Origin of the sequence: Streptomyces sp. WMMC1477, from assembly GCF_027460245.1 — a bacterium.
Taxonomy (GTDB): domain Bacteria; phylum Actinomycetota; class Actinomycetes; order Streptomycetales; family Streptomycetaceae; genus Streptomyces.
In genome coordinates this window covers 3,936,996-3,955,784 of record NZ_JAPZBD010000003.1, presented here as the reverse complement: position 1 = coordinate 3,955,784, position 18,789 = coordinate 3,936,996, and the positions used below count along the sequence as shown (strand labels likewise).

General features: G+C 71.9%; 10 protein-coding genes and 3 pseudogenes. 2 read left to right on the top strand and 11 right to left on the bottom strand.

The genetic code is table 11. The annotated features are described in order from the left end of the window. Nucleotides 1–25: 25 nt before the first annotated feature. The 7 genes and pseudogenes from O7609_RS17805 to typA form a co-directional block, all read right to left on the bottom strand. Nucleotides 26–1,066, bottom strand: a complete 1,041-nt coding sequence (locus O7609_RS17805) for an ABC transporter permease (protein WP_269743886.1) — start codon at nt 1,064–1,066, stop codon at nt 26–28. Nucleotides 1,067–1,509: 443 nt separating this feature from the next. Next, nucleotides 1,510–2,742 (bottom strand): ABC transporter ATP-binding protein, encoded by a 1,233-nt coding sequence (locus O7609_RS17800; RefSeq protein WP_269736001.1) that lies wholly within the window; start codon nt 2,740–2,742, stop codon nt 1,510–1,512. Nucleotides 2,743–2,875: 133 nt separating this feature from the next. Then, nucleotides 2,876–3,874: pseudogene (locus O7609_RS17795) on the bottom strand (ABC transporter ATP-binding protein); the annotation flags it as partial. Nucleotides 3,875–3,888: 14 nt separating this feature from the next. Then, entirely contained in the window at nt 3,889–4,902 is a 1,014-nt protein-coding gene (locus O7609_RS17790; protein WP_269736002.1) for an ABC transporter permease, read from the bottom strand. Next, nucleotides 4,895–5,818, bottom strand: a complete 924-nt coding sequence (locus O7609_RS17785; protein WP_269736003.1) for an ABC transporter permease — start codon at nt 5,816–5,818, stop codon at nt 4,895–4,897. Before O7609_RS17785 ends, O7609_RS17790 begins: the two co-directional genes overlap by 8 nt. 76 nt (nt 5,819–5,894) lie before the next feature. Then, the gene (locus tag O7609_RS17780) at nt 5,895–7,526 is read right to left on the bottom strand and encodes a peptide ABC transporter substrate-binding protein (RefSeq protein WP_269736004.1); all 1,632 of its coding nucleotides are present in this window, start codon (nt 7,524–7,526) and stop codon (nt 5,895–5,897) included. Nucleotides 7,527–7,696: 170 nt separating this feature from the next. Beyond that, nucleotides 7,697–9,562 carry a translational GTPase TypA gene (gene typA, locus O7609_RS17775; protein ID WP_269737221.1) on the bottom strand — a complete coding sequence of 622 codons (1,866 nt, stop codon included), beginning with the start codon at nt 9,560–9,562 and terminating at the stop codon, nt 7,697–7,699. Between the two features lie 245 nt (nt 9,563–9,807). Here typA and O7609_RS17770 point away from each other — a divergent pair, with 245 nt between their 5' ends. Both O7609_RS17770 and O7609_RS17765 read left to right on the top strand, forming a co-directional pair. Further along, complete coding sequence (locus tag O7609_RS17770; protein ID WP_269743885.1) at nt 9,808–10,407, top strand: TetR/AcrR family transcriptional regulator; 600 nt, start codon at nt 9,808–9,810, stop codon at nt 10,405–10,407. A gap of 138 nt (nt 10,408–10,545) precedes the next feature. Next, on the top strand, nt 10,546–12,642 hold the full coding sequence (locus O7609_RS17765) for a discoidin domain-containing protein (protein ID WP_269736006.1): 2,097 nt from the start codon (nt 10,546–10,548) through the stop codon (nt 12,640–12,642). Nucleotides 12,643–12,703: 61 nt separating this feature from the next. Here O7609_RS17765 and O7609_RS17760 read toward each other — a convergent pair. From O7609_RS17760 to O7609_RS17745, 4 genes and pseudogenes are all read right to left on the bottom strand, one after another. Beyond that, nucleotides 12,704–12,808: pseudogene (locus tag O7609_RS17760) on the bottom strand (family 1 glycosylhydrolase); the annotation flags it as partial. Between the two features lie 94 nt (nt 12,809–12,902). Then, nucleotides 12,903–14,072 (bottom strand): amino acid deaminase/aldolase, encoded by a 1,170-nt coding sequence (locus O7609_RS17755; protein WP_269744375.1) that lies wholly within the window; start codon nt 14,070–14,072, stop codon nt 12,903–12,905. Between the two features lie 135 nt (nt 14,073–14,207). Continuing rightward, complete coding sequence (locus O7609_RS17750; protein ID WP_269743884.1) at nt 14,208–16,598, bottom strand: ABC transporter family substrate-binding protein; 2,391 nt, start codon at nt 16,596–16,598, stop codon at nt 14,208–14,210. Between the two features lie 176 nt (nt 16,599–16,774). Beyond that, nucleotides 16,775–18,697 (bottom strand): annotated as a pseudogene (locus tag O7609_RS17745) (ATP-binding SpoIIE family protein phosphatase); the annotation flags it as partial. Between the last annotated feature and the right edge of the window lie 92 nt (nt 18,698–18,789).

The window sequence follows — 18,789 nt, the reverse complement described above, 5'->3', positions numbered from 1 at the left end:
GGCAGCCCCCCTGCTATCGGACGGCTCAGCGTCCAGCCTTGGGGTCGATGGCGTCCCGCACGGAGTCACCGAAGAGGTTGAAGGCCACAACGAAGATGACCATCGCGATGCCCGGGAAGAGCATGTACGTCGGGTTGTCCTGGTAGACCTTGCCGGCCGTCTGGAACATCCGGCCCCAGTCCGGGGTGGGTTCCGTGTAGCCGATACCGACGAAGGAGAGGAACGCGACGCTCAGGATCGCCATGGGCAGCATCAGCGTGCCCTGCACCAGGATCGGCGTGTAGAGGTTGGGCAGGACCTCCTTGCGGAGGATGCGCCAGCGCGAGGCACCGGAGACCCTGGCGGCCTCCACGAACTCCCGCTCCCGCAGGGAGAGGGTCTGGCTGCGCACCAGCCGCGCCATGCCCATCCAGCCGAGGAGCGACAGGATGATCAGCATCGCGGAGAAGCGCACGTAGACGGGGGTCTCCTTCTGCGGGTCCACGAAGAGGGCCACGACCACCGGCATCGTCGAGATCAGGAACAGCTGGCTGGGCAGCGCCATGAAGAAGTCGGTGACGCGGCCGACCCAGCGGTCGGTCGAGCCCCCGAAGAAGCCGCCCACCAGGCCCATGAGGACGCCGATCAGAACGGCCACGATCGTGATCGGCACGGCGGTGTACAGCGACGTCCGCATGCCGTAGAGGAGCTGCATCATGACGTCGCGGCCGAGGTCCTGCTCGATCCCGAACCAGTGCTCGCCCGATATGCCGCCCGGGCCACCCGTCGGGTAGCCGAACGGGCCCAGCAGGGAGGGGTCGTTCTGGCCGTAGAACGTGTACGGGTCCTTGCCGTACAGCATGCCGATCACCGGCGCCAGCGCGGCGATGGCGAAGAAGAAGAGGACGACGCAGGCGGCGACCACGCCGGTGCGGTCGCGCTTGAAGCGCATCCACATGAGCTGGCCGGGCGACCGGCCGGTGTGTTCACCGGAGGACTTGCCGGACTTCTCCTTGTCGAGGGAAGTCGGTTCCCCGGTGGTGGTGGTGTCGTTCCCGGCTGTCGCAGCCTGGGGAGGACTGGTCATCGCGTTGTGCCCCCGCGCTCTGTTTTTGGCGGAACCCGGTCATTCGGTGGCACTGGTGTGCCGTTGGGATGAGCGGACTCTTGCAACCCGCGGATAGCGGCGTCAAGAGTTTCCGGCGGGCCGGGGAGGCAGGGCCCGATTCTTGAGCAAAGGTTATGCAGATCGAGGTCCAGGCGTGCTTGACAACGATCGTTAACAACGGACATAAAGGCGCATAAACCGCATCGAGCGCGGTAATCCGTCCGCAACGGAAATGAGTCGGCACCGATATACGAACTGAGTTGTACGAAGACCCGAACAGCGGCTCACACGTGCAACGAGCGCACGACGCGCGTAGTGCCCCGCCGGGCTGCGTGATCGTCCTTTGTTACCCACGAGGATCACGCGTCACACCCGCGTGCGGAAGACCCGGACGCGGGGCCTCCCGCGAAGCCCCGCGGCGCTCAGTTCTCCGGAGGTGCCGAGCCCGTCTCACCCTCCGGGCCGCCCGTCTCGTTCCCGGCGCCGTCCGTCTCGTTCTCCGGGCGCCCGGTGTGGGGGCCGCCGGCCGCCTCGTCCGGGTGGGTCAGGTCCGGGCGGTCCTCGGCGAAGAAGCAGGCGGAGTCGTGGTGGGCCGGGCCCGCGGCGTACCGGTACTCGGCCGGTACGGCCAGCGGCGGGATCTCCAGGGCGCACCGTTCCCGCGCCTTCCAGCAACGGGTGCGGAAGCGGCAGCCGGAGGGCGGGTTGGCCGGGGAGGGCACGTCGCCGGTGAGGATGATGCGTTCGCGCTCCTCGGCCAGCTCCGGGTCCGGCACGGGCACGGCGGACAGCAGGGCCTGGGTGTAGGGGTGCGTGGGGTGCTCGTAGATCTCGTGGTCGGTCCCCAGCTCGACGATCTTGCCCAGGTACATCACGCCCACCCGGTCGGAGATGTGCCGGACGACGGACAGGTCGTGGGCGATGACGATGTAGGCGAGCCCGAACTCCTGCTGGAGCCGCGCCATCAGGTTGACCACCTGGGCCTGCACCGACACGTCCAGGGCCGAGACCGGCTCGTCGGCGACGATGATCTCCGGGTTGAGCGCCAGGCCCCGGGCGATCCCGATGCGCTGCCGTTGCCCGCCGGAGAACTGGTGCGGATAGCGGTTGACGTAGTCGGGGTCGAGGCCGACGACGTCCAGCAGCTCCTGCACCCGGCGGCGCCGGCCGCCCTTGGGGACGACCTCGGGGTGGATGTCGAAGGGCTCTCCGACGATGTCGCCGACCGTCATCCTCGGGTTGAGCGAGGTGTAGGGGTCCTGGAAGACCATCTGGATGTTGCGGCGCACCGCCTTGAGCGCCTTGCCCGACAGCCCCGCGATGTCCTCGCCCTTGTAGCGGATGTGCCCGGAGGTGGGCCGTTCCAGGCTGACGAGGAGCTTGGCCACGGTGGACTTGCCGCACCCGGACTCGCCGACGATGCCGAGCGTCTCGCCGCGGTGCAGGTCGAAGGACACGCCGTCGACGGCGCGCACCGCCCCGATCTGCTTCTTGAAGATGACGCCCTGCGTGAGCGGGAAGTGCTTGACGAGGTCGCGGACTTCGAGGATCACCTCGCCGCGCTCGGCCGCCCCGCCCGGCGAGGACTCCGCCACCGGGGCGGAGGCCGTTCCGGCCGCGCCCTGCGGGAGCGCCCCGGTCATGCCGTCAGCCATCGGCTCGCCCGCCCCGTTCCCCGTTCCCGGCTTCGTCCCCGGCGGCGTCCCCGGCTTCGTCCCCGGTGACGTCCCCGGCGGCGTCCGCTCCGGCGGCTCCGAGGTCCCCGCGGCGAGCCGCCGCGCCGTCCCGGCCATACATGGTCTCCTTCCAGAAGTGACAGCCACTCGTCCGGTCCGGCACCGGCGTGCCGTCCCGCTCGGTCAGCTCGTACAGCGGCGGGTCCTCGACGGTGCAGACGTCCCGGGCCTGCGGGCAGCGCGGGTGGAAGGGGCAGCCGGAGGGGATGCGCAGGAGGTTGGGCGGCAGGCCCTTGATCGCGTAGAGCTCCCGCCCCTTGTGGTCGAGGCGGGGGATGGAGTCCAGCAGGCCGCGGGTGTAGGGGTGGGCCGGGCGCTTGTACAGGTCGTGGACCGGGGCCGTCTCCACGATCCGGCCCGCGTACATGACGGCGATCTTGTCCGCGACGTCGGCGACGACCCCGAGGTCATGGGTGATCAGGATGAGTCCCATGTGGTACTCGCGCTGAAGCTCCGCGAGCAGTTCCATGACCTGCGCCTGTACGGTGACGTCCAGCGCCGTCGTCGGCTCGTCGGCGATGATCAGCTCGGGCTCCAGGGCCATCGCCATCGCGATCATGATGCGCTGGCGCATGCCGCCGGAGAACTGGTGCGGGAAGTCGCCGACACGCTGGGCGGCCGCCGGGATGCGCACGCGGTCCATCAGCTCGATGGCCTTCGCCCTGGCCTCCTTGCGGGAGTCCCCGCGGTGGACGCGGAACATCTCGGCGAGCTGGTAGCCGACGCTCAGCACGGGGTTCAGCGAGGACAGGGCGTCCTGGAAGATCATCGCCATCCGGGCCCCGCGCACCTGGCGGCGGGCCTCGGCCGACAGCTTCAGCAGGTCCTGGCCCTGGAAGAGGATGCGCCCGCTCGGGATGCGTCCGGGGGGCGTGTCGAGGATGCCCATGATGGCCTGGGCGGTGACCGACTTGCCGGAGCCCGACTCGCCGAGCACCGCGAGTGTCTGCCCGGCGTCCACCGAGTAGTTGACGCCGTTGACGGCCTTGACCACGCCGTCGCGGGTCTTGAACTCCACATACAGGTCACGCACGTCCAGCAGCGGTGGCACGCGGCGTCAACTCCTCAGCGCAGCTTGGGGTCCAGGGCGTCGCGCACCGCGTCGCCGAGCATGATGAAGGCCAGCACCGTCAGGCTCAGCGCGGCGGCCGGGTAGAGCAGGATGTGCGGCGCGTTGCGGAACTGCATGCCGTCGGAGGCGTTGGAGATGTCCACCCCCCAGGAGACGGTGGGCGGGCGCAGGCCGACGCCGAGGAAGCTCAGCGTGGCCTCCAGCGCGATGAAGGTGCCCAGCGCGATCGTGGCGACGACGATGACCGGGGCGACGGCGTTCGGCGTGATGTGCCGCAGCAGGATGCGCGGGTGGCCGGCGCCGAGGGCCTGGGCGGCGTGCACGTAGTCGTTCTGCTTGGCCGTGATGACGGCGCCGCGGGCGATACGGGCGATCTGCGGCCAGGCCAGGGCCGTGATGACGCCGACGACGGGCCAGACGCCGGTGACGGTGATCATGGCCAGGAACACCAGCGCGCCCAGGATGATGGGGATGCCGAAGAAGACGTCGGTGAGCCGGGAGAGCAGGGTGTCGGCGGCGCCGCCGAAGTACCCGGCGAGGCCGCCGAAGAGGGCCCCGAGGACGGCGACGCCGAGGGTGGCGAAGATGCCGACGGTGACCGAGGCGCGGGCCCCGTAGACGGTGCGGGTGTAGACGTCGCAGCCCTGGGTGTCGAAGCCGAACCAGTGACCGGCGGTGGCGCCGTCGAGCGAGCGGCTGATGCGGCAGTCCAGGGGGTCGCCGGAGGCGATGAGCTGCGGCCAGACGGAGATCAGGACGAGGAAGACGATCACCAGGGCCGAGACGATGAAGACGGGCCGGCGTCGCAGGTCGTGCCAGGCGTCCGACCACAGGCTGCGGGCGGGCCCCTGCTCGGCGCCGCCGTCGCGGGGTCCGGTTCCGCGTCCGCTCTCCAGCGTCTCCCCCTCGGCGTAGGCCGTGTCGGCCGAGACTCCGGCGCCGCCGATCGCGTTGGCGGGTTCGGGGGCGCCGGGCGTCTCGTAGGTGTGCGGCTCCCGCTCAGGCATAGCGAATCCTCGGGTCGAGCACGGCGTACAGGATGTCCACGAGCAGGTTGGCCAGGAGGAAGATCAGCACCAGGATCGTCACGAAGCCGACGACCGTGGGCGAGTTCTGCCGGAGGACGCCCTGGTAGAGCTGGTAACCGACCCCCTGAATGTTGAAGATCCGCTCGGTGACGAGGGCGCCCGCCATCAGGCTGCCGACGTCCGTGCCGAGGTAGGTCACCACGGGGATGAGGGAGTTGCGCAGGAGGTGCCGGGTCGTGATGCGGCGGCGGCGCAGCCCCTTGGCGACGGCGGTGCGGACGTAGTCGGCGCGGGCGTTCTCGGCCACCGAGGTGCGGGTGAGCCGGGTGACGTAGGCCAGGGAGACCAGGGCCAGGATCAGCCCGGGCAGCAGCAGCTCGTCGAGCGGAGCCTCGGGGCTGACGGCCGGGGAGGTCCAGCCGAGCCGCACACCGAACAGGAACTGGGCGAGGACGCCGGTGACGAAGGTGGGGATGGCGATGACGACGAGCGTGAGGACGAGGACCGAGGAGTCGACGCCCCCGCCGCGGCGCAGACCCGAGATCACGCCGAGGACGATGCCGATGGTCAGCTCGAAGACGATGGCCACGATCATCAGGCGGAAGGAGATGGGGAACGCCGAGGACAGCAGGTCGACGACCGGGCGCCCGTTGAAGGCGGTACCGAAGTCCCCGGTGAAGATGTCGCGCATGTAGAACAGGTATTGCTGCCAGACGGGCTTGTCGAGGTTGAACTCGGCGCGCAGCCGCGCGGCGGTGGCGGGGTCGGGGGTGCGGTCGCCGAACAGCGCGGCCACCGGGTCGCCGAGGGCGTGCACCATGATGAAGATGAGGAGCGTCGTCCCGATGAACACCGGGATCATCTGGAGCAGGCGCCGGATGACGTAGTGCCCCACGGGCCAGCCTCCCTTCTCGGGGCCGGTTCCGGGGCCGGTCGCCGCCCACTGCGCGCGACCGGCCCCGGAGGCGGGCTCAGTTGACCGTGATCTCGGTGAAGACGGGGACGGAGAAGGGGTTGAGGCGGACGTTGTCCACCCGGTCCGAGTAGCCGGCGGTGCCGTTCTGGTACCACAGCGGGATGGCCGGGAGGTCCTCGGCGAGGAGCCGCTCGGCGTCCTGGAACAGGCCGACGGCCTCGCCCTGGTCGGCGGCGGCGTTGGCCTCGTCGACGAGCCGGTCGAACTCGGGGTTGCTGTAGCCGGCGTCGTTGGAGGAGGCGTCGGTGTAGTAGAGCGGCTGGAGGAAGTTCTGGATGAGCGGGTAGTCCATCTGCCAGCCGGCGCGGAACATGCCGGTCATCTCGTCGGCGCTGATCCGCTCGCGGAACTCGGCGAAGGTGGCCACCGGGTTGACGCGGCAGGCGCTGTTGTCGTCCATGACGTTGTTGATGCTGTTGCAGACGGCGTCCATCCACTGCCGGTGCGAGCCGGTGTCCACGTTCGAGGTGAGCGTGATGCCGCCGCCGGGGAGGCCGCCGCCCTCCTCGATCAGCTCCCTGGCCCGCTCGGGGTCGTAGGTGCAGGTGTCCCCGCACAGCCCCTCCTCGTAGCCGCCGTCCTCACCGATCACCGGTGAGGTCCAGTCGGTGGCCGGGGTGCGGGTGTCGGCGTAGATCTGGCTGGTGATCTCGTCGCGGTTGATCGCCATCGAGATGCCGCGCCGCACGGTGGCCGCGTCCTCGCCCTCCCAGTCGTCCTGGTAGAGGGGGAAGGTGACGGTCTGGATGATGCCGGCGGGCTGGTTGATGTAGCGGCCGTCGAGGTCCTCCTCGGCGTTGCGCACCTGGGAGGCGGGAATGTCGTCGCTGATGTCCAGGTTGCCCGCCTGGAGGTCGGTGTAGGCGGTGTTGTTGGAGGTGTAGACGATCAGCTCGACGCCCTCGTTCTGAGCCTCGTTCTCACCGCTGTAGTCCTCGTACTTCGACAGCCGCATCGACTGGCCGCGGTTGTAGGACTCCACCTGGTAGGGGCCGTTGCCGACGGGCTTCTGGAGCCAGGCCTCGTGGTCGTCGAAGAAGGACTGCGGCAGCGGCGCGTAGGCCGTGTAGCCGAGCGTCTCGGGCCACAGGGAGAACTTCTGGCTGAGCCTCACGCGGAAGGTCTGGTCGTCGACGACCTCCAGGCCCGACATCTCCTCGGCGGTGGGCTCCGCGCCCTCCTCGGAGGGGTGGACGTCCTCGTATCCCTCGATGAACTGGAAGAAGTAGGAACCCACCTGGTTGTTCTCCAGGTTGGCGCCGTAGTTCCAGGCGTCGACGAAGGAATCGGCGGTGACCTCGGTGCCGTCGGAGAACGTCCAGCCGTCCTTGATCTTCACGGTGAACGTCTGCTGGTCGTCGGTCTCGATGGACTCGGCCATGGCGTCCCGGGCCTCGCCCGTCTCCGGGTCGTACTCCTTGAGGCCGGTGAAGATCATGTCCAGGACCTTCCCGCCCTGCACCTCGTTCGTGTTGGCCGGCTCCAGCGGGTTCTGCGGGTCGCCCCACGACGCGCGGACGACGCCCTCCCCGCCGCTGCCTCCTCCATCGCCGCCGCAGGCTCCGGCGGCCAGGGCGATCGCCGTCACGGTAGCGACGGCTGCGCCGACACGCCTGGCTCCGCGCATGGGTGCCTCCTCATCGAGTGCTCACTTTCCGCCCATACCATCTGCTTCCGGTACGAACCGCACGTGTGCCACTCGCGTGGACGGCAAAACCGAGGCCGAGAACCCCCCGTATGGGGGCGTTCTCGGCCTCGGTGTGGTGATGCCGTGCCGGGCTCCGGCCCGGCCGGGCGTCAGCGCTTGGCGCGGGAGGCGGCGCGGGCGCGCTCCCGGGCGTCGAGGTTCACCTTGCGGATGCGCACGGTGTCGGGGGTCACCTCGATGCACTCGTCCTCGCGGCAGAACTCCAGCGACTGCTCCAGCGACAGCTTCCGCGGCGGCACCAGGTTCTCCGTGGTGTCGGCGGAGGCGGCGCGCATGTTGGTGAGCTTCTTCTCCTTGGTGATGTTGACGTCCATGTCGTCGGCGCGGGAGTTCTCACCGACGATCATGCCCTCGTACACCTCGGTACCGGGCTCGACGAAGATCGTGCCGCGCTCCTGGAGGTTGAGCATGGCGTAGGCCGTCGCGGCGCCCGCGCGGTCGGCGACGAGCGAGCCGCTGTTGCGGGTGCGCAGCTCGCCGAACCACGGCTCGTGGCCCTCGGAGATGGAGTGGGCGATGCCGGTGCCGCGGGTCTCGGTCAGGAACTCGGTGCGGAAGCCGATGAGGCCGCGCGAGGGGACGACGAACTCCATGCGCACCCAGCCGGAGCCGTGGTTGGTCATGGTCTCCATACGGCCCTTGCGGCTGGCCATGAGCTGGGTGATGCCGCCGAGGTGCTCCTCGGGGGCGTCGATCGTCATGCGTTCGACGGGCTCGTGGACCTTGCCGTCGACCTCCTTGGTGACCACCTGCGGCTTGCCGACGGTCAGCTCGAAGCCCTCCCGGCGCATCGTCTCGACCAGGATGGCCAGCGCCAGCTCGCCGCGGCCCTGCACCTCCCAGGCGTCGGGACGGTCCGTGGGCAGGACGCGCAGCGAGACGTTGCCGACGAGCTCCTTGTCGAGGCGGTCCTTCACCAGCCGGGCGGTGACCTTGTGCCCCTTGCCGCCCTTGCCGACGAGCGGGGAGTTGTTGGTGCCGATGGTCATGGAGATCGCCGGCTCGTCGACCTGGATGAGCGGCAGTGCGACCGGGTTCTCGGCGTCGGCGAGGGTCTCACCGATCATGATGTCCGCGATGCCCGCGACGGCGCAGATGTCGCCGGGGCCCGCCTGCTCGGCCGGCTTGCGGGTGAGCGCGTCCGTCATGAGCAGCTCGGTGATGCGGACGTTCTGCACGGAGCCGTCGCGCTTCATCCAGGCGACGGTCTGGCCCTTCTTCAGGGTGCCCTGCTGCACGCGGCACAGCGCGATGCGGCCGAGGAAGTTGTCGGCGTCGAGGTTGGTGACGTGGGCCTGGAGGGGCGCACTCTCCTCGTACGTCGGAGCCGGGACCGTCTCCAGCAGGGTGGTGAAGAACGGCTCCAGGCTCTCGCTGTCGGAGGGCACGGTGCCGTCGTCGGGCTGCGTGAGGGAGGCGATGCCGTCGCGGGCGCAGGCGTAGACGATGGGGAACTCGATCTGGTCCTCGGTGGCGTCGAGGTCGAGGAAGAGGTCGTAGGCCTCGTCGACGACGGCGGCGATCCGGGCGTCGGAGCGGTCGGTCTTGTTGATGCACAGGATGACCGGCAGCTTGGCCTGGAGCGCCTTGCGCAGCACGAAGCGGGTCTGCGGGAGCGGGCCCTCGGAGGCGTCGACGAGGAGGACGACGGCGTCGACCATGGACAGGCCGCGCTCCACCTCGCCGCCGAAGTCGGCGTGGCCCGGGGTGTCGATGATGTTGATGGTGACCGGCTCGCCCCCGTCCTTGGGGTGGTACCGGACGGCGGTGTTCTTGGCGAGAATGGTGATGCCCTTCTCGCGCTCCAGGTCGCCGGAGTCCATGACCCGTTCGTCGACGTGCTGGTGGGCGGCGAAGGCGCCGGCCTGCTTGAGCATGGCGTCGACGAGAGTGGTCTTGCCATGGTCGACGTGGGCGACGATGGCGACGTTGCGGATGTCGTTGCGCGTGGGCATGCTGGCGGCGCTTCTCCCGGGTTCGTGGATGGCAGCGCGGGCGCTGTCGCCCGACTGCCCGCCGGGCTCGTTCTCCTCGACGCCGCGGCCTGGTCCTTCCATGGTACGGGTCCCGGCCCGGCCGCTCCGCGCCCGTCCAGGGGTCGGGCCGCGGAGGGAGGGCCCGACGCCCCTGGCGGCATAGGCTGCGGGCGGGCGTTCGAGCCGGAGAACGCCCAGGTCGGGGCGGACAGCGAGGAGGCGGCATGGCGCGGGTGTCGGCGGACGTACGACGCGAGCTGCTGGTGGAGGCGGCGATCCGGGTGATGATCCGGGACGGCGTCGCCGGGGCGACGACGCGGGCCGTGGTGGCCGAGGCGGGCATGCCGCTGGGCGCGTTCCACTACTGCTTCCGCTCGAAGGAGGAGCTGCTGGAGAACGTCATCGCCGCGATCACCGGGCACACCCTGGACCGCATGCTGGAGGAGCTGAAGGGGCCGGGCGGGCTGGAGGACAAGCTGCGGGCGGGGCTGGGGGCCTACTGGCAGCACGTGCTCGACCACCCCGACGAGCACCGGGTGACGTACGAGCTGACCCAGTACGCGGTACGGCGCCCCGGCCTCGCGGAGCTGGCGAAGCGGCAGTACGAGAGCTACCTGGAGGCGGGTACCCGGGTACTGGAGGCGCTGGCGGAGAGCTGCGACGCGACGTGGACGGCGCCGCTGCCGGTGCTGGCCCGGTACACGGCGTCGCTGATCGACGGGCTGACGCTCCTCTACCTCACCGAGGGCGACGCCGAGGCGGCCGGGGCGGCGCTGGATCTCGCGGCGACCCAGGTGCTCGGGCTGGCCCGGCCGGCGGACTGACCCCGGCCGGCCCGGCGAGCGGCGCGACCGCGCGCCCGGCGAACGCAGAGAGGCCTGAAAGCGTGCTTCCCGGACTATTGACCTGGTCATGTGACCAAATTATGGTGCGACCCACGTCACACGACCCCGGGAGCGGATGTGGGACATCCCCGTCGTATCGCCCTGACCGCCACCGTCCTGTCGACCCTCCTCCTCGCCCTCGTCGCGGGCTTCGCCGCGCCGCCGGGCGCCGCAGCCCCGCCCCGCGCCGCCGGCCCCTCGGACGCGGCGGCCGGGGACACCCCCTGGTGGGAGCCCGTCGCCCGGCCGTCCCCCGACTCCGAGATCAACGTCACCGGTGAGCCCTTCACGGGAACCGACGAGAACGGCGACGTGCGCGGCTTCGTCGACGCGCACAACCACGTGATGTCGAACGAGGGCTTCGGCGGACGGCTCATCTGCGGCAAGCCGTTCTCCGAGAACGGCGTCGCCGACGCGCTCAAGGACTGCCCCGAGCACCACCCGGACGGCAAGGGCGCGATCTTCGAGAACCTCACCGCCGACCCCGACTGGCACCACGACCCCGTCGGCTGGCCGACGTTCGCCGACTGGCCGACGCACAAGTCCCTCACCCACCAGCAGAACTACTACGCGTGGATCGAGCGCTCCTGGCGCGCCGGGCAGCGGGTGATGGTGACCGACATGGTCTCCAACGGGGTCCTGTGCTCGATCTACTTCTTCAAGGACCGCGGCTGCGACGAGATGGAGTCCATCCGGCTCCAGATCCGGCGGACGTACGCGATGCAGCGGTACGTCGACGCCATGTACGGCGGTCCCGGCAAGGGCTGGTTCCGCATCGTCACGGACGCCGGGCAGGCTCGGCGGGTGATCGAGGACGGCAAGCTCGCCGTCGTGCTCGGCGTCGAGACGTCCGAACCGTTCGGCTGCAAGCAGATCCTCGACGTCGCCCAGTGCTCCCGGGAGGACATCGACCGCGGACTGGACGAGCTGTACGACCTGGGCGTCCGCAGCATGTTCCTGTGCCACAAGTTCGACAACGCCCTGTGCGGCGTCCGGTTCGACTCGGGCACCCAGGGCACGATCATCAACGTCGGCCAGTTCCTGTCCACCGGCACCTGGTGGACGAGGGAGGAGTGCCGCGGCCCGCAGCAGGACAACCCGATCGGCACGGCGGAGGTGCCGGAGTTCGAGAAGATGCTGCCGCCCGGGGTGAGCGTGCCGACGTACGCGGAGGACGGCGCGCGGTGCAACACGCGCGGGCTGACGCGGCTCGGCGAGTACGCGCTGCGCGGGCTGATGGAGCGCGGCATGATGGCCGAGATCGACCACATGAGCGTCAAGGCGGCCGGCCGCGCGCTGGACGTCCTGGAGTCCGCCGACTACCCGGGCGTGCTGTCGACGCACAGTTGGATGGACCGCGGCTGGTCGGAGCGCGTCTACCGGCTCGGAGGCTTCATCGCCCAGTACCCGCACGGCAGCGAGCAGTTCGTCGAGGCCGCCCGGGCCGGAGCCGACCTGCGCGACGCCCACGGCAAGGGGCTGGGCGTCGGGGCCGACATGAACGGCGTCGGGGGCTGGCCGGCCCCGCGCGGAGCCGACGCGCCCGACAAGGTGACGTACCCCTACCGCAGCGTCGACGGCGGTTCGCTGATCGACCGCCAGGTCACTGGCGAGCGCACCTGGGACGTCAACCTCGACGGCGCGGCCCACTACGGGCTGCTGCCGGACTGGATCGAGGACATGCGCAGGATCGGCGGGGCCGACGTCGTCGACGACCTCTTCGACGGCGCACAGTCCTACCTCGACACCTGGACCGCCACACAGGGCCACGCACTGCCCGCGAACCTCGCCGAGGACACCGCCGTGAGCGCGAGCTCGACGCAGTGGACCCTCTTCGGGCGCTACGCCCCCGGGCGTGCCGTGGACGGCGACACGGGGACCCGCTGGGCGAGCCGGTGGAGCGACGGGCAGTGGCTCACCGTCGACCTCGGCGCGCCCCGCACGGTGGCCCGGGTGGTCCTGGACTGGGAGGCCGCGTACGCGCGCGGCTACCGGGTCGAGGTGTCGTCGGACGGGAGCACGTGGCGTCGGGTGTGGTCCACCGACGCCGGTACGGGCGGCATCGCGACCGCCCGCTTCGAGCCGGTCGAGGCCCGGTACGTGCGCGTACACGGAACCGAGCGCGCGACGCGGTACGGCTACTCGCTGTACGAGGTCGGGGTCTACGACCGCTGAACGCCCGTGGGGGTGCCGGGCGGTGGGGGGCGGCCGGGTGACCGGCCGCCCCCGGCAGCCGTCAGTGCGTTCCCCGGGCGGCGAGGAGCCGCCGGAACCAGGCGTAGGAGCCCTCCGGGGTGCGGCGCTGCGTCGCCGAGTCGACGTGCACGAGCCCGAAGCGTTCGGTGCAGCCCGTCGGCCCGGGCCAGGCCGAAGCGCCAGGCCCAGGAGCGGTCGACGCGGTCGAACGGTTCCCCCCGTGCTGAGCGCCGTGGCCGTCAGAGGAAGGCGTGGCCTTCGCCCCGGTAGGTCGGGACGGCCCGGACGGTGCCGTCCTCCTCGACGAGGTGCAGGGCGTCCACGTGCTCGCACAGCTCCCCGGCCTTGGGGTGCCGGAACCAGACCCGGTCGCCGATGCGCATCCCGGCCGCGGCAGCCCCCGTCAGGGGCGTCTGCACCTCCCCCGCGCCCTCGGTGGGCAGCAGGGACAGCCCCCGGGGCCAGACGGGCACGGGGAGCCGGTCGGCGCCGGGCGGGCCGGACGCCGTCCAGCCGCCGCCGAGGACGGTGACGTGCCGCGGCGAGGGGCGGCGGACCACGGACAGCGCGAAGTACGCGGCCGGGCGGGGGGTGAAGCGGGTGTAGTGGTCGAAGAGCGCGGGCGCGAACAGCCCGGACCCGGCGGCCAGCTCCGTCACGGCGGGCTCGGCGGCCGTCACTTCGAGGCTGCCGGTGCCGCCGCCGTTGACGAACTCCAGGGGGGCGACGGCACGGACGGCGGCCACGGCCGCGGCCCGGCGCACCGCCAGCTCCCGGGCGGAGGCGTACTGCGCTGCCCGTACGGCGTACCGGGCCACGCCCGGCCGGTTGTCGCCGACGCCGGCGATCTGACCCTCGTAGGCCATCACACCCACCAGCCTGAAGCGCGGCCGCGCCACCACCGCCCGGGCGAGCCGGGCCGCTGCCTCCGGGGTGTGGACCGGCGAGCGGCGGGCGCCGAAGTGGACCCGGCCGCCGGCCAGCCTCAGCGAGGCGTCGAGTTCGAGGCACACACGCAGCGGCGGCCCGTCGGGGCCGACGGCCGCGGCGGTGAACTCCAGATGCTCCGCGCTGTCGACCATGAGCGTGACGCGGGAGGCCAGCCGCTCGTCGGCGGCCAGCCGGCGCAGGGCGGTGCGGTCGGCCGTCGGATAGCCCAGGAGCACGTCCTCGACCTCCTCGGCCAGCCACAGCGCCTCGGGAAGCGTGTAGGCGAGGACGCCGTGCACACCGGGCAGGCTGAGCGCCGTCCGCAGCACCTCGCGGCACCGTACGGACTTGCTGGCCAGCCGGATCGGCCTGCCGCCGGAGCGCCGCAGCAGATCCTCGGCGTTGAGGCGGAGGGCGGCGGCGTCCACCACCGCGTACGGGGTCTCCAGGGCCTCCGTGGCCGCGCGCAGGCGCTCCAGCCCGCCGGGGGCGGTCCGGGCGGGCGGCGTGGTGCGGGTGCGGGCCCGGGAGCGGAGGGTGCGCGTCAGGTCGGCCACACGTCGAGCATGTCCCAGAGCCCGCAATGGGTCAAGCGTCCAAGACTTTCGTCCGGCCTACGCGCCGCCCCGCTCCCGGTCCGCGCGCAGATAGCCGATGTCCTGGTAGCGCGGGCTCCGCAGGCCGAACGCCCCGGCGTTGGCCAGCGTCCGCCGCACGGCCACGAACTGCGGCGGCTGGTACAGGGGGATCGAGCCCGCCGCCGCCCAGATGCGGGTGTCGATCTTCCGCAGCAGCTCGCCCCGCTCCTCACCGTCCAGCTCCGCCACCGCCTGCTCGAAGAGCCGGTCGATCTGGTCGGTGCCCACCCGGGTGTAGTTCTGCTCGATGAGCAGCGAGCCGTCCGGCGCGGGAACCGGCTTGGCGTAGATCGACCGGGCGTCCGTGGCCGGATACGCCGTCGCGGGCCACGCGTACAGCGCGAGGTCGAAGTCGCCCGACGCGATGTGGTCCAGGAAGAAGTCGTCACCCGGCACCCGCGTCAGCTCCACCCCGACGCCGACCCGCGCCAGCATGCGGGCGATCCGCTGGCCCGTCGCGCGCACGCCCTCCGTCCCCTCCCCCGTCGGCAGCACCATGCGCAGCTCGAGCTTCTCGCCCTCCTTCACCCGCAGCCGGCTCGTCTCGGCCCGCAGCAACGTGTCGAGCAGCTCGGTGGCCTGCTTCGCCGTCGCCATCGACGCCTGGGCCTCCTTCGCGAGCCGCTCGGCCTCCTCCCCGTCCTTCTTCTTCGCGCCCTTGGCCGCCTTCACCGCCCGGGCGTCGGCACGGGCCACCTGCATCAGCACGGCGGCGTGGCCGCGTACGGAACTGCTCGACACGCCGGTGAACGCCGACAACGCGCCACCGGCCGCCCCCGGCCGGGCGTCGTCCCCGGCCCCGGAGCCCGCCGCGACGGGGCCGCCCTTCCATCCCGCCGCGGCCAGCAGGGCCGCGGCCGACGCACCGGTGGCCTCGCCGAGCGCCGGGCTGTTGTCCCGGTACCCCTCCTGGCCGTACATGCGCAGGTGGCTGCCCAGGGCCCGCGCGGGCAGGCCCGCCTCGCCGTGCACCTCCTCCGCCAGCGCGGCACGGTCCAGGGCCCGCCCGACCGCCCGGCGCACCCGCTCGTCCCGCAGCGGCCCCGACGTCCCGTTCAGCGCCAGCTGCGTGTACGAGGGCGCGTAGGCCCGGCGCACGGTGTACTCGCGGAGGTTGGCCCGCTTTCTGGCCGCCTCCTCGGCCGCCTTCCGCCGCTTCTCCGCCGCCTTCGCCTTCTCCTCGGCCTTCTTGTCCTCTTCCTTCTCGTCTTCCTTCTCAGCGTCCTCGGCTCTCTCCGCGTCCTCGGCCTTCTCGGCTTCCTTCTTCTCGGCCTTCTTGTCCTCTTCCTTCTGCTCCGCCTCCTGCTTCTCCTTCTGCTTCTCCTTCTCCTCGGCCTTCTCGTCCTTTTCCTTGTCCTGCTCGGCCTCCTCCTTCGCCTCTTCCTTCTTCTCCTCGTCCTCGTTCTTCCCGTCCGCCTTGCCCGGGGCCGGGCTCGTGGCGACCTCGGCCGTCGCGTTGCCGGGGGCCTCCTCCGGGCGGGCGGCTTCCGCGATGTGCCGGACGACCGGGGCCCGGACCTCCGCGAGGTCGAGCGCTCCGTCCGCGAGGGCGGCGTCGCGCTCGCCGAACGGGACCTCGGTGAGCACGATGCTGTCGAGCTTCGCCCGGTCGCCCCACCAGCGCGGGTTGCGCTCCAGGGTGAGGGTGTCGGCCTTGGGATCGAGGGCGCCGTCCGCGAGCTTGAAGGGGCCGGCCGACAGGGCCAGCTTCCGCCGCGAGGTGGTGTTGAAGTCCTTCGCCTCGGCCGTGACCGCCCGGGGGTACAGGGGCGTGAAGAGGGCACGCCAGTCGGCGTAGGGGCGGGCGAAGACGACCTTGACCTCGTGTGGTCCGGGGCCGGGGGTCACCTTGTGGATCTGCTCGTAACCGGCGTGGTGGGCGGTCCAGTAGCCGCCGTCGGAGCCGCTCAGCGCGTTCCACTGGGCGGTGAAGTCGGCGGCGGAGATCCGGGTGCCGTCGCTCCAGCGGGCCTTGGGCCGCAAGGTGTACACGACGACCTGCTGCGGCTCCTCGTCGACGACCTCGGCCGAGGCCAGGTAGTCCTCGTTGAGCTGTGGTCGTCCCTGGGCGTCCACGGTGAACAGCGCGGGGAGAGTGGCTCCGGCGACCCGGTCGGTGGCGGCGTTGGCCTCGGCGTGGAAGGTGTTCAGGGTGCTGGGCAGGGCCTCGACGGCCCAGCGCAGGGTGCCACCGCTGCGGATCTGCGCCCGTTCGACGGCGGAGACGTCCACGGTGGAGCCGCTCTTGCCCTCGTTGAGGTCTCCTCCCCCGGTGCAGCCGGCGGCCAGGGGTACCAGCAGCAGGGCCGCGCAGAGGGCCGCGGCCCTGCGCCGGGGAGCGGACTCGGGGAGTTGCACGGATGGCATGGCGAACTGACCTCCGGGGACTGAGCCCGACACCCCAGCCATAGGGATGGACGGTTCATCACATCTTCGCCACCCATCGAAGGGCGCACCGGCGCGCGGGCCGTGCAGACACGGCGTCACCTCACGCCAAGCTCACCCGGTTAGGGGTCCGCGTGCCCGAGCCCGGCCGGACGGGCTCAGAGGGCGGGAAAGGCGTCCAGCCAGGCGTCGAGGGGGTCCGGCGGCTTCGGTCCGCCGTCGTTGGGCAGCGGCAGCTCGAACCAGACGGCCTTGCCGCCCGGGGTGCGGCGGCTGCCCCACCCCGCGGAGAGCAGCTCGACGAGCTGGAGGCCGCGGCCGCCCTCGTCCGTGTCCCGGGCCCGGCGGCGGCGCGGCTGCACGGGGCTGGTGTCCCACACCTCGCAGACCAGCGTGCGCTCGTGCAGCAGCCGCAGCCGGATTTCCCCGGCCCCGTGGCGCAGCGCGTTGGTGACGAGTTCACTGACGAGCAGTTCGGCGGTGTCGGTGAGCCCGTCGAGGTGCCACTCGGCGAGCTGGGCACAGGCCAGGTCGCGGGCGCGGGCGACGGAGCGGGCGTCGGACAGCAGCCGCCAGTCCCCGACGGCGGAGGGCGGCAGGCCCTGGACCCGGGCCAGCAGCAGGGCCACGTCGTCGTCTCCGTGCTGGTCCTCGATGCCGGCCAGCACCCGGTCGCAGATGTCCTCCAGCGGGCGGTCGGCGTCGGTGAGGGTGCGCCGCAGCCGCAGCAGGCCGACGTCCAGGGAGTGGTCGCGGGACTCCACGAGCCCGTCGGTGTAGAGGGCGAGCAGCGCGCCGTCGGGCAGTTCGACGTCGGTCTGCTCGAACGGCTCGCCGCCCACGCCGAGCGGCAGCCCGCCGGGCACCTCCAGGAGGAGCGGCGGCTTCCCCCGGCTCTTCCGGCCCCCCGGCGGCTCGACCAGGACGGGCGGCACATGGCCCGCGTTGGCGAAGGTGCAACGGCGCGAGACGGGATCGTAGACGGCGTAGACGCAGGTGGCGAGGTAGAGCTCGGCCATGTGGTCCAGGCTGTCGGAGCCCTCGCCGCCGCGCCGCCGGTAGGACGCTCCGCCCAGGCCGCGGGCGATCTCGTCCAGCCGTTCCAGGACCTCGGCGGGTTCGAGGTCGAGCAGGGCGAGGGTACGGACGGCGGTGCGCAGCTCGCCCATCGTGACGGCGGCCCTGAGCCCGCGGCCCATGACGTCGCCGACGACGAGTGCCGTGCGGTGCCCGGGCAGCTCGATGACGTCGAACCAGTCGCCGCCGACCTCGGTGGCGGCGGTGCCCGGCCGGTAGCGGCAGGCGATGTCGAGCCCGGCCGCCTCGGGGTCGCCCGGGGGGAGCAGGCTGCGTTGCAGTATCAGGGCCCGCTCGTGCTCGCGCCGGTACAGGCGCGCGTTGTCGATGCAGACCGCCGCCCGTGCGGCGAGTTCGGCGGCCAGGGCGGCGTCCCGCTCGCCGAAGGGCTCGCTCCCCTTGGCCCGGGCGAACTGGACCACGCCCAGCACCCGGTCGCGGGCGACCATGGGCACGGCCAGCGTGGAGTGCACGGCCAGGCCGAACGGGCCGGGAACGGGAGGGTGTTCGCCGGCTCCGACGCCGTGCTCCCCGGGCGCCACCGGGCGCACCCGCGCGGTGCGCAGCGCCAGGGCGCAGGGCGACTCGAAGGCGAACCGGTGGGTCGCTCCGAGGGGGATGCCGTCGAGGTGCGGCCCTCCGCCGACCGTGCCGACGGCGCTGGCCAGGGCGACGCGGCGCAGTGGCGCACTGCCCTCCCCGCCGCTGCCGGGCCGCGCCTCCTCACCGGCCAGCACCGCCTCGTACAGGTCGACGGCGGCGAGGTCGCAGAACTGCGGCACGGCGACGTCGAGGAGTTCGCGCGCCGTGCGTTCCAGGTCCAGCGAGTTGCCGATGCGTGCTCCGGCGGCGTTGAGGAGGGCCAGGGCACGGCGTACGTCGTCAGGCTTCCCCGTCTCGACCGGCATCTCGCTCAACGCCGCCCCTTCCGTTGTTCCCGTGCGGCGCGTCACACCGCCCCGCGGTCCTGCTGTTCGGCCGCAGGCGCGCGGCACAGACAGAAGTGTGGCATTCCGTCAGCCGCCGGGGGAGCTGGTCGGCCGTGGTCACCGGGGTAGGTGACCTGGGCCGGACTCCCGGCGCCGTCGCGCCGTCG

Excerpts from the sequence above, each read along its gene's own strand:
- O7609_RS17790 (WP_269736002.1), bottom strand. The coding sequence starts at position 4,902 with ATGCCTGAGCGGGAGCCGCACACCTACGAGACGCCCGGCGCCCCCGAA.
- O7609_RS17780 (WP_269736004.1), bottom strand. The coding sequence starts at position 7,526 with ATGCGCGGAGCCAGGCGTGTCGGCGCAGCCGTCGCTACCGTGACGGCG.
- typA (WP_269737221.1), bottom strand. The coding sequence starts at position 9,562 with ATGCCCACGCGCAACGACATCCGCAACGTCGCCATCGTCGCCCACGTC.
- O7609_RS17800 (WP_269736001.1), bottom strand. The coding sequence starts at position 2,742 with ATGGCTGACGGCATGACCGGGGCGCTCCCGCAGGGCGCGGCCGGAACG.
- O7609_RS17805 (WP_269743886.1), bottom strand. The coding sequence starts at position 1,066 with ATGACCAGTCCTCCCCAGGCTGCGACAGCCGGGAACGACACCACCACC.
- O7609_RS17770 (WP_269743885.1), top strand. The coding sequence starts at position 9,808 with ATGGCGCGGGTGTCGGCGGACGTACGACGCGAGCTGCTGGTGGAGGCG.
- O7609_RS17750 (WP_269743884.1), bottom strand. The coding sequence starts at position 16,598 with ATGCCATCCGTGCAACTCCCCGAGTCCGCTCCCCGGCGCAGGGCCGCG.